This window comes from Klebsiella planticola ATCC 33531 (genome assembly GCF_000735435.1).
In the GTDB taxonomy this organism is placed as follows: Bacteria; Pseudomonadota; Gammaproteobacteria; order Enterobacterales; family Enterobacteriaceae; genus Klebsiella; species Klebsiella planticola.
Window position 1 is genome coordinate 1 of the sequence record NZ_JMPP01000053.1, and the last position, 10,568, is coordinate 10,568.

The 10,568-nt window shown below is 53.7% G+C and carries 9 protein-coding genes, 1 tRNA gene, 1 other RNA gene and 1 pseudogene; 9 read left to right on the forward strand and 3 right to left on the reverse strand.

All coding sequences use genetic code 11. The annotated features are described in order from the left end of the window. Positions 1-273 precede the first annotated feature (273 nt). Entirely contained in the window at positions 274-1,566 is a 1,293-nt protein-coding gene (locus GRPL_RS05600) for a glycoside hydrolase family 28 protein (protein ID WP_032688391.1), read from the reverse strand. Positions 1,567-2,090: 524 nt separating this feature from the next. Between GRPL_RS05600 and GRPL_RS05595 the strand changes: the two genes are divergently transcribed. Beyond that, on the forward strand, positions 2,091-3,041 hold the full coding sequence (locus GRPL_RS05595) for a Gfo/Idh/MocA family protein (protein WP_032700321.1): 951 nt from the start codon (positions 2,091-2,093) through the stop codon (positions 3,039-3,041). 400 nt (positions 3,042-3,441) lie between these two features. On the opposite strand, the gene GRPL_RS05590 is transcribed toward GRPL_RS05595, so the two are convergent. Next, positions 3,442-4,353 (reverse strand): LysR family transcriptional regulator, encoded by a 912-nt coding sequence (locus GRPL_RS05590; protein ID WP_032688393.1) that lies wholly within the window; start codon positions 4,351-4,353, stop codon positions 3,442-3,444. 147 nt (positions 4,354-4,500) lie between these two features. Here GRPL_RS05590 and GRPL_RS05585 point away from each other — a divergent pair, with 147 nt between their 5' ends. The 4 genes from GRPL_RS05585 to GRPL_RS05575 all read left to right on the forward strand — a co-directional run bounded on the left by GRPL_RS05585 (position 4,501) and on the right by GRPL_RS05575 (position 6,977). After that, positions 4,501-5,238 (forward strand): SDR family oxidoreductase, encoded by a 738-nt coding sequence (locus GRPL_RS05585; RefSeq protein WP_032700322.1) that lies wholly within the window; start codon positions 4,501-4,503, stop codon positions 5,236-5,238. Between the two features lie 48 nt (positions 5,239-5,286). After that, on the forward strand, positions 5,287-6,189 hold the full coding sequence (locus GRPL_RS05580) for an SDR family NAD(P)-dependent oxidoreductase (RefSeq protein WP_032700324.1): 903 nt from the start codon (positions 5,287-5,289) through the stop codon (positions 6,187-6,189). Between the two features lie 59 nt (positions 6,190-6,248). Further along, a complete protein-coding gene (locus GRPL_RS0125890; protein WP_032688396.1) occupies positions 6,249-6,509 on the forward strand; it encodes a hypothetical protein in 261 nt (86 codons plus the stop codon). A 132-nt stretch (positions 6,510-6,641) separates the two neighbouring features. After that, positions 6,642-6,977 (forward strand): hypothetical protein, encoded by a 336-nt coding sequence (locus tag GRPL_RS05575; RefSeq protein WP_032688397.1) that lies wholly within the window; start codon positions 6,642-6,644, stop codon positions 6,975-6,977. 570 nt (positions 6,978-7,547) lie between these two features. Here the strand turns inward: GRPL_RS05575 and GRPL_RS05570 are convergent. After that, positions 7,548-8,454 (reverse strand): annotated as a pseudogene (locus tag GRPL_RS05570) (LysR family transcriptional regulator). Positions 8,455-8,569: 115 nt separating this feature from the next. On the opposite strand from GRPL_RS05570, the gene GRPL_RS05565 reads away from it, so the two are divergent. The 4 genes from GRPL_RS05565 (at position 8,570) to GRPL_RS27135 (ending at position 10,541) form a co-directional block, all read left to right on the forward strand. After that, positions 8,570-9,430, forward strand: coding sequence for a pirin family protein (locus tag GRPL_RS05565; RefSeq protein ID WP_032700326.1), 861 nt, complete (start codon positions 8,570-8,572; stop codon positions 9,428-9,430). A 19-nt stretch (positions 9,431-9,449) separates the two neighbouring features. Next, positions 9,450-10,127 carry an isochorismatase family protein gene (locus GRPL_RS05560; protein ID WP_032688400.1) on the forward strand — a complete coding sequence of 226 codons (678 nt, stop codon included), beginning with the start codon at positions 9,450-9,452 and terminating at the stop codon, positions 10,125-10,127. Between the two features lie 146 nt (positions 10,128-10,273). Next, a tRNA-Ser gene (locus tag GRPL_RS05555) sits at positions 10,274-10,361 on the forward strand. 43 nt (positions 10,362-10,404) lie between these two features. Further along, positions 10,405-10,541: non-coding RNA, RtT sRNA (locus tag GRPL_RS27135), on the forward strand. Positions 10,542-10,568: the final 27 nt, after the last annotated feature.

Below are 10,568 nucleotides of genomic sequence, written 5' to 3' on the forward strand. Positions count from 1 at the left end.
GCGGGCTTTTTTTTTGCATGTTGCACCACCAGGGGGGGATAAGAAGCCCCGACCGGGGGTCGACAACTGGCGACAGCCAGCTGGACAAACCGCGAGCCCGCGAACAGGCTGCCCGCAGGGCGAGCAAAGCGAGTCAATCCCCCCTCACCGCCATATTCTAAGAACAGCTCGTACTTTTCATTTACCCGCCGGGAAATCACTCCTCGCGACCAGGGCGGTGACGTATGGCTAAGTCGCTGCCACCCAACGAGCCCTGTCTGGGCGGTTCACCTTCTAACGCTCATACGTGTCATTTTCTGTCTGAGTGAGGGTCGGCGCGTTCACCGTGACCTGATCAAACCGCAGCCTCTTCACCCCGGCTATTTTGCCAAATTCTGTCGCGTCGATATCAATGGCGCTTAAGGTCAGGCCGTCAATCGCCTGCTCCGGATAACCTTCAATAAAGAACGCACGGGAAAAGCCCTCCTGCTGCCCGCGGCGGGCTGAAATATCGCTAATCTCAATGGCGGAGACCCGCGTTAAACCCGCCTCGCCATCGACGCCTTCAGCCAGATCGCGCCAGTGGGCCGGGGCATCGGTAAGATCGTCCCGCGCACCGTAGCTATAAAGTGGGAACCAGTTCAGTTGGATCATCAGCGGAAAGGTGACATCCAACAGGTCGAGATGGCGGACCGTAATGTCACGAATAAACCCACCGCGATTACGCGCCGATTTAATGCGAAACCCAACGCCGGTACCGCGAAAGCGGTTCTGTTCGATGGTAATGCGTTCAATGCCGCCGGAGGTTTCGCTGCCGAGGGTAATTCCGGAACCGCGTAGCAGCGTGCAATGGCGAATCACCACATCCCGCGACGCTCGTCCCTTCAGCGCGGCCGCTTTTCCCCGCCCTGCCTTCACGCAGATATTGTCATCATTGCAGGAGACGGTACATCCTTCTATAAGGACCTGTTCGCATGAGTCCACGTCAATTCCGTCGGTGCTGGGGCCCGCGGAATTAGCAATCGTCAGGTTCTGGACGCGCAGACGACGTGAATAGCACAGGTGCAGATTCCAGAAACCTGACTCGCGACTGGTGAAATCCTGTAACAGGATAGTATCGCTCTCGTAGACCACTAGATTGCGCGGGCGCTGACAATCATAATCGACCACCCAACGTAGCCCCTGCGCCGCGTATGTTTGCAGCATGCCGCCGCGGCCGTCGCGCCCCCAGAAAGCCTCCCACCAGATGGCCCCCTGACCATCAATAGTCCCCGTCCCGCTGATCTGGACATTCTGGCAGCGATGAATATTGATGATACCTGCCGGCCAGGGCATATCGATACCGGCCACCCGCGTAGTCACCAGAGGGTAATCGGCAAGATTCTGACTGCCGAGTAACAGTGCATCTTTGGCTAAATGGAACGTCACATCGCTTTTCAGAAACAGCGCTCCGCTGAGAAAGCGTCCGGCAGGGATCAGGATCGTGTCGCCGGTTCCGGCGCTATCAATAGTTTGCTGGATAGCGGATGTTGCCAGCTGCCGGGCCTGCGGATCTGCACCAAAGTCGAGAATATTAAGGATTGCCATCGTTATCTCCTGTTCCAAAGCCCCCCGATCATAATTGTTTATCACCGGGGCGACCTTTACATAGATGCCTGGCGTCGTACGTCGATGGCAATATCTGCATAAAAAGCGCTGCGCCGATCGCATTTCATTAATGGCTAAAAATTAAGGCATCGAATAAAAACCGCATCGGCGTGCATGCTGAGATGCCTGACGCAAACAGCGGCCAGCGAGAACATATCCGCAGAGAAACGGAACCGACAATAACGCCTTATTCTTCCTGACAATGCTTTGCTTCAATGTTCATTTCAAAAGATGAAGCGCATCACTTCAAACAGGAGCAGGTAGATAGCATTTCTGTGGGCGCATCCGGAGGTGAAAGATCATCCCGCCATGATTGCTGTATAACAAATATCAAAATATATATGATAAATTATTGAAGGCTGTCATACCTTATCAGGCCGCAGAACCTTAGAATCAGTCAGACATACCGGGAGCACCATGCGCCGGGTACCGTATTATCACCCTGATTTTATAAGGATAATCTGATGTCTGATATCGTCACCTGGGGCGTACTGGGCTATGCCCGAATAGCCCGACAATCCGTTATTCCTGCCATCGAACGAGCGGAAAACGCCCGGCTACTCGGAGTTGCCTCGCGCAATTCTGACGGATTACCCACGGATCAGTGGGAGAGAACCTATGCCAGTTATGCCGACCTGCTGGCAGATAGCGATATTCAGGCGGTTTATATCCCCTTACCTAATTCGTTACATAAAGAGTGGGTTATTCGGGCGCTGGAGGCGGGTAAACACGTGTTATGTGAGAAACCGCTGGGCTTAGATGCCGCTGAAGTGGCCGCCATGCAGCAGGTCGCAAGCCAGCATAACCGTATTCTGATGGAAGCCTTTATGTACCGCTACACTGACCGGATGCGGGTGGTAAAAGAGGTGCTGGACGGCGGGGAATTAGGTGAATTGCGGCATATTAATGCCTCCTTCCGCTTCCTGCTGGATCGGCCCAATACCATCAAGATGCAAGCCGAACTCGGCGGTGGCGCCCTGTATGATGTGGGATGCTATCCGGTCAACTTTCTCGGGATGGTCACCGGGCGTCTCCCGCAACGTTGCCAGGTGCTGAGTGAGATACAGCAGGGCGTGGATACCAATTTATCGGCGCTGTTGCAGTATGACGATGGACTGATTGCCAATATTCACTGCGGTTTCAACGCATTCGGGCGAAACTATGCGGAAATCATCGGCGACAAAGGCCTGCTCTGTGTCGACACGCCTTTTCTGGATGATGCGGGAGAAATATATCTGCATTCCGCTCAGGGAGTACGCGCGCTTTCCGTCGCGCAATCGGATCGCTATCAGGCGGAAATCCATCACTTTTCCGCCGCCGTGCTAAACCAGCCCGCACAGCTGATATCGCCCGAGGAAAGCCTACGGAATATGCAGGTGCTGGATATGATTCGCCACGCCCAATTCCCCGGCTGATCCGCAACCATCACCGTTGACGCCGTGAGTACGCCTCATCAATGCTTCATATCAAGCCACACGGCGTGTGGCTTGAGTGGTTATTTTCCGCATGTTTTATCCCCCCCGTCCCTTTGCAGCGAATAGATTCACCTCCTGCAACATTGTCGCCGCACCTGACCCTGACCAATTCCGGGGAAATTTATTATGAACACGCGAGGCGGATCCTGGCCGATCTGGAGAGAGGATGGCGCAATCTCAGCGCGACTTCTCCCTGGTCGTCGGACATCAAAAAAAGTCCGCGCCTTCGTGGATTTTCTTACGGAACGGTTTGGTTCTCCTCCCTATCGGGAGCGTACCGGGGACCGGTCATGCCATCCTTTCACTGGAAACAATAATCAATATCCGGGGTTTTATGTTGTTATTGCTTCTCTTCAGGGAAATGTTCTTTGTAGAGAGAACGCAGCCAGTCGATGAATACCCGCACTCGGGGCGACAGCTGCCTGTGCTGTGGATAGAGTGCCGAAAGTGACATTCCCGGACTTTGCCATTCACTCAGCACCTCGACAAGACGCCCTTCTTCCAGCGCATCCGCAACATGGTAGCGAGGTAACTGTACCAACCCACCGCCACGAAGTGCGCAAATAACATAGTTTTCCGCATCATTAACCGTCAACCATCCCTTTGGTTGATAAGCCTGCTTTTTACCATTAACAAGAAGTTCAATTGGATAGTTAGTCCCCCTGCTGGTAGAGAAAAAATTCACACACTGGTGCGACATGAGATCGTCTGGTGAAAGAGGTCTGCCATGCTGCTGCAAATACGTCGGACTGGCACATATGACTTGCGGCATGGTGGCTAAATGGCGTGCGACCAGTGACGAGTCGTGCAATTTACCCGCACGGACAGCACAATCGACGCCTTCACGAACCAGGTCAACCAGCCGGTCACCGCTACTGATAACCAGTTGTATATCCGGGTATTCAATATGGAACTCGTCAATTCTCGGCAAAACAATCCGCGTTGCGTGAGCGCCATGCAGATCAACGCGCAAAATACCGCGTGGCCGCACGATGGTATGACGCAGAGAAGATTCGGCATCATCCAGTTCTGAGAGGATATGCACGCAGCGTTCATAAAAAGCCCTGCCGTCCAGAGACGTTCGTACATGTCGGGTCGTGCGTTCCAGCAATCGACACTCCAGATTATTTTCCAGCGCTTTTATCGCATTGCTTGCAGTTGCTCTGGGGATCCCCAGCTGGTCAGCGGCCTGACTGAAACTCTCCAGTTCCACAATCCGGGTAAAGAGCAACAGGGTGTCAAATTTATCCATCGGAGCGGCCCTTCCCTCAACCTATTATTAATTTAAATGGAATTATAATATCAATTTACCCCACTTTATACTTCCAGATAAAACACTAATATTTGCATCACACCGTGGTTACACGGGTGACTCATCAAACAACATCTGGAGAAGACAATGAGCGTAACGAATAAAACAGCTCTGGTGACCGGCGCATCACGCGGTATAGGTCGTGCAATTGCTGAACGCCTGGCACAGGATGGATTTTCGGTGGTCGTTAACTACGCCGGCAATGCTAATGCAGCTCAAGAAACGGTTAAGGACATTATCACTAAAGGTGGTAAAGCGGTCGCCATTCAGGCTGACGTTTCCAGTGAAACGGATGTCGGCCGCCTTTTCAGTGAGGCCAAAGCCGTAACCGGTCATCTGGATGTGGTGGTACATAGCGCCGGTGTTATGCCGATGGCGAAAATCACGCCAGCTGGCCTCGCTGACTTTGACAAAGTGATTCACACAAATCTACGCGGCGCGTTCCTGGTGCTGGCTAACGCAGCGGAGTCCGTTAGCGAAGGCGGGCGCATTATCGCACTGTCCACCAGCGTTATTGCAAAATCTTTCCCGGCATATGGCCCGTATATCGCATCCAAAGCAGGCGTTGAAGGTCTGGTACATGTCCTGGCGAACGAACTCCGTGGCCGCGATATTACCGTAAACGCCGTCGCGCCAGGCCCCACCGGGACCGATCTGTTCTTTAACGGTAAAAGCGAAGAGCAGATCAGCGCCATTGCTAAACTGGCGCCGCTGGAACGTATTGGCACGCCGGAAGAGATTGCCAGTGTAGTAGCCACGCTGGCTGGACCGGATGGCAGCTGGATCAACTCCCAGGTCATTCGTGTCAACGGCGGTTTCGCTTAAATTCCACCGTGATGCGGATAACATCCTATCCGCTATCAGGAGATCATCATGCAACAAGTCATTCTGATTACCGGTGCTTCCAGCGGCTTTGGCGCGCTGGCCGCCCGTGCATTCGCCTATGCGGGTCATATTGTCTACGCCAGTATGCGGGATACCGCAGGCCGTAACGCTCCGCAAGTGCAAAGCACGCTTGAATACGCCAGGCAGCATAATGTTGATTTACGTACCGTCGAACTGGATGTTCAATCACAGGATTCCGCAGATGCCGCCATCGCGCAGATTATCGCCCAGGACGGGCGGCTGGATGTGGTGGTACATAACGCGGGACATATGGTCTACGGGCCAACTGAAGCGTTCCTGCCGGAACAATTCTCACAACTCTATGACATCAACGTTCTGGGCACTCAGCGAGTAAACCGCGCAGCCCTGCCGCAGTTGCGTAAACAAGGTCAAGGATTGTTACTGTGGGTCGGTAGCAGCAGTACCCGCGGCGGCACGCCGCCATACCTGGCACCTTACTTCGCGGCAAAAGCGGCGATGGACGCCGTTGCGGTAAGTTATGCTGCGGAACTGGCACGCTGGGGGATCGAAACCTCCATTATTGTGCCAGGCGCATTTACTAAAGGCACCAACCACTTCCTGCATTCCGGTAAGCCAGCAGATACTGAACGCGAACGCGAATATACCGAAACCGGTCCAACCGCAGGTCTTGGCGATGAAGCGCTGCGCGGCCTCGCCGCCTGCGAACCAGAAGATGCAGATGTTGCTGAAGTCGCAGCGGCAATGGTCGATATCGTTAATACACCTTATAGAACACGTCCATTCAGGGTACATGTCGATCCATCAGATGATGGCGCCATCGTTGTTAACGCGGTAGCCGATCGTATCCGCAAAGAGTTTTTACAACGCATTGGATTAGGGGATTTATTAACTCCCCATAGCCATGAATGATATCGCCGAGGGCCGGAGAAACTCCGGCCGATTACCCCTCTGCTGAGGAAGTTCTGGCTATGCGAACCTTGCTATTTTTGGCTACTGGTTTTCTGTTAGCAGGCTTATGTCGCCTGCTGGTTCGATTATCTCTACCGGTTTACCCACCAGCTCCCGGCACATTTCCCATTCTGTTTTCCGTGCTGTGGTTCGGTCTGGCAGCAGCTAACATGATCCTCGGCGTTACCAGAGCTGGCTATAGCGTCCTGGAAGAGTTGCCGATTTTCCTGTTAATATTTTTTCCGCCGGTTTTAGTCGCGTTGTGGCGCTCGGATAAATAACCCGTTATGAACGCATACCGTAAAATAAATATTCATCATGTCTCAGCCCGGTGTATTTTGCTTCTACTTTTCAGCATATTTCTCAATGCCTGCGGAGACCCTACAAGGACTCATTTTCCGGATCATAATGCTATGAACCAATCCCTTGCCATACCTGTGAAAAACTTTATCACCGCAACGAATAACCATGATACAAAAGCATATCTTGCTCAATTTACTTCAGATGCAGATATCACCGACTGGGGCCATCACTACCAGGGAGCAAAGGGTCTGCTTGACTGGAACACCACCGATAACATTGGGGTAAATGCCACAATGAAAGTTATTTCGGTCAATGCAATTGAGCGTGATGGTTTGTCTGGCCAGGCTGTACAGATCAATGTAAAAAGCGATAAGTTTAATGGCTGCGGACTCATTCAGTTCTACCTTGAAGGTAACCTTATTCGTCGAATCGTTATTGAACCCTGACTCAGCAGGATAAATTCGCAGACTGACCCACGGCGAGGACTAATTTTACGGCTATCCCACGGACCATGGCGCTGAAAAGCCTTAATCCGAAAATGAGTCATTCCGCGCATTTTTGCCGAAAATGGCTGCCGCGTAGAGTACACCACGTGAATTGCGCCAGGCAAAATGGGTTCCGGGTCTGATTTAACACTTCCCGTTTCCCACGAGCCTCCCCATCAGGGGTAAGAATCGCGGTAGACATTTCAGGATGACGATCTCTGAAAACTCCCCGTTGATTGCGGAGCTCGCTGATAGCATCCGGATCGAAAATTATGTCATATATTACTGGCTTTAACAGGATAACAACTGATTTTGTCAGACCAACCAATCCGTATAAATTTTATATATCATATTGTTAGCATGATAAAGAGGCCATCAAGGCATTCGTACATTGCGGCCCGCTCAGCGCATATTTTAAGAGAGCTCGTACGCGGTCACGGGCTTTTTTCGTATATTGCGCAGGTCGGGGGGATGCGAAGCCCCGACCGGGAGTCGACAGAACTGTCTCGCCTACACCACGCCGGCAAAAAATCAATCCTCTTCCATTCGCTGATATTCTTCACTCAGAAAATCTACCAGTGCTCGCACCGATGGCAGCATACCGCGGCGAGAGGCGAAGACCGCGTGAATCACTTCCCGCTGCGGTTGCCATGCATCGAGTATCACCTCCAGCTCACCGGCAGCCAACTGGTCGCGGACCATTAACAGCGGTAGCTGAACCACTCCGACGCCCGCTATTGCAGCCTCGCGCAGCGCCAGCATATCCGTCGTCACCATACGCGGCGTGAAGTAAATTTCCGCCCGCGCCCCCCCCAGGTCCTGTCAGTTGCCATTTATGCTGATGCCTGCCGGCCCCAAGGCTGAGCCCAGGCCACGCGCTCAGTTCTGATGGCACCTGAGGTCGCCCCATGCGTGCAATCAATGACGGGCTGGCCACCAGCCGATGCCCGCGATCGGCCAGCACGCGCATCACCAGATCGCTGTCATCAAACGGTCGCGGGCGTACGCGAATCGCGACATCGACCCCTTCTCCAACAACATCAACCCGCCGGTTCGTTGCTTCCAGCAACACATTCACCCCAGGGTAACGCAGCATAAACCGCGCCAGCATTGGTCCGATATGCGCATGTAATAAGGTCACCGGGCAGGTGAGCTTCACGCTACCGCGCGGTTCCGAACGCAATGTTTCCACTGCCTGTTGCGCCGCTTCAGCCTCTATCAACATCGCCTTGCAGTGCTGGTAGAACGTCTGTCCGACTTCAGTCACCACGAACTGTCGGGTCGTACGATGAATTAAGCGCACGCCAAGCCGTTCTTCCAACTGCGCTATCCGGCGGCTTAACTTTGATTTGGGCTGATCGAGCGCCCTGCCTGCAGCAGCGAATCCTTCATGATCCACCACCTGCACAAACCAGGCTAAATCGTTGAGATCCTGCATCCTTCCCCCCACTGTTCCATTTTTAGAACAGTATAGGTCATTTTTGCTATCTACCGGCTTATAGGTCGCACATATAAGCTTATTGACATCAGAAACAGACACACAGGAGAGCACAATGAAACAGATTACAGGTGTCTATACCTCCCCCACACAGCACTGGGTGGGCGACGGTTTCCCGGTTCGCTCGCTATTTTCTTACCAGACACAGGGCGAACAGCTGAGTCCTTTCCTGCTACTGGACTATGCCGGTCCACACTATTTCCCGGCGGGAAGCGGTAAGCGCGGGGTCGGTGAACATCCGCATCGCGGATTTGAAACCGTGACCCTCGTCTATTCCGGTGAAGTTGAACACCGTGACTCAACGGGCAAAGGCGGCATCATTGGCCCAGGCGATGTGCAGTGGATGACCGCAGGTGCCGGCATTCTGCATGAAGAGTTCCATTCGGCGGAATTTACCCGCACCGGCGGGGAGCTGAAAATGATCCAGCTGTGGGTCAATCTGCCAGCCAAGGACAAGATGACCCATCCTGGCTATCAGAGCATTACGGCGGATGTCATTCCTGATGCCGCCCTACCGGATGGCGCCGGTACTCTGCGGGTGATCGCCGGCAGTTACGGTGATATTGCCGGACCTGCGCATACCTTCTCGCCGTTGAACGTCTGGGATATGCAGTTAAATCAGGGCCACGACGTGACGTTCACGCAACCTGATGGCTGGAGCAGCGCGCTGGTGGTTTTCGAAGGAGAAGTCAACGTCAACGGCAGTGACAATGCCCGTGAAGGCCAGCTGGTGGTGTTAAGTCAGAAAGGAGAAGCGATTCATCTCCACGCTACGGCTAACGCCAGGGTACTGCTGCTGGCTGGTGAGCCGTTACAGGAACCCATCGTAGGCTACGGCCCGTTTGTGATGAACACAAAAGCCCAGATCGCAGAAGCCGTGCGGGATTACAACAGCGGCCGCTTTGGCCAAATCTGAAACTACAGAGGTAAATAAGATGTCTGCTCCAGCAAACTTTAACGACTCCCGTCCAATGATTGATGTGAACGATACTGCCATGTTATTGATTGACCATCAAAGCGGCCTGTTCCAGACCGTGGGCGATATGCCAATGCCTGAACTGCGCGCTCGCGCCGCCGCGTTGGCAAAAATGGCCTCTCTGGCAGGACTCCCGGTGATCACGACGGCCTCGGTACCGCAGGGGCCGAACGGGCCCCTGATCCCGGAAATCCACGAAAATGCACCTCACGCGCAATACATTGCGCGTAAAGGCGAAATCAATGCCTGGGATAATCCGGATTTCGTTGCCGCCGTGAAAGCTACCGGACGCAAGACGTTGATTATTGCCGGCACCATTACCAGCGTCTGCATGGCGTTTCCCTCTATCGCCGCAGTTGCCGACGGCTATCGGGTTTTCGCCGTCATAGATGCGTCCGGCACCTACAGCAAGATGGCGCAGGAGATCACTCTGGCACGCGTGGTACAAGCTGGCGTCGTGCCGATGGATACCGCGGCGGTGGCTTCCGAGCTGCAGCGCAGCTGGAACCGTCCGGATGCTGCGGAGTGGGCGGAGGTGTATACCAAAATCTTCCCGGCCTACCAGCTGCTGATCGAAAGCTACAGTAAAGCTCAGGATGTCCTGAAGAATAGCGAACAGCTTGATTCTCAGCGTTAAAACTGCTGCCCTGACGGTTTTCGGCTGGCGTAGTGTTCATTGCTTGACCGAACGGTAAAGAAAGAATAAATACTGCTTGACCGTTTTAGCGCAACTCCCTATAGTAGCGCCCCGTTGCCCACCCAGGGTGAGCAGCAAAACAATATGGTGAGGTGTCCGAGTGGCTGAAGGAGCACGCCTGGAAAGTGTGTATACGGCAACGTATCGGGGGTTCGAATCCCCCCCTCACCGCCATATTTAAAGAAGAGCTCGTACGCAAGTACGGGCTTTTTTTTGCATGTTGCACCACCAGGGGGGATGAGAATCCCCGACCGGGGTTCGACAGCTGGCGACAGCCAGCTGGACAGACTGAGAGCGTAGCGAACAGGCTGCCCGCAGGGCGAGCAAAGCGAGTCAATCCCCCCCTCACCGCCATATTTAAAGAAGAGCTCGCATGAAAAT

Excerpts from the sequence above, each read along its gene's own strand:
- GRPL_RS05565 (WP_032700326.1), top strand. The coding sequence starts at position 8,570 with ATGAAACAGATTACAGGTGTCTATACCTCCCCCACACAGCACTGGGTG.
- GRPL_RS05575 (WP_032688397.1), top strand. The coding sequence starts at position 6,642 with ATGAACCAATCCCTTGCCATACCTGTGAAAAACTTTATCACCGCAACG.
- GRPL_RS05590 (WP_032688393.1), bottom strand. The coding sequence starts at position 4,353 with ATGGATAAATTTGACACCCTGTTGCTCTTTACCCGGATTGTGGAACTG.
- GRPL_RS05585 (WP_032700322.1), top strand. The coding sequence starts at position 4,501 with ATGAGCGTAACGAATAAAACAGCTCTGGTGACCGGCGCATCACGCGGT.
- GRPL_RS05595 (WP_032700321.1), top strand. The coding sequence starts at position 2,091 with ATGTCTGATATCGTCACCTGGGGCGTACTGGGCTATGCCCGAATAGCC.
- GRPL_RS05560 (WP_032688400.1), top strand. The coding sequence starts at position 9,450 with ATGTCTGCTCCAGCAAACTTTAACGACTCCCGTCCAATGATTGATGTG.
- GRPL_RS05580 (WP_032700324.1), top strand. The coding sequence starts at position 5,287 with ATGCAACAAGTCATTCTGATTACCGGTGCTTCCAGCGGCTTTGGCGCG.
- GRPL_RS05600 (WP_032688391.1), bottom strand. The coding sequence starts at position 1,566 with ATGGCAATCCTTAATATTCTCGACTTTGGTGCAGATCCGCAGGCCCGG.
- GRPL_RS0125890 (WP_032688396.1), top strand. The coding sequence starts at position 6,249 with ATGCGAACCTTGCTATTTTTGGCTACTGGTTTTCTGTTAGCAGGCTTA.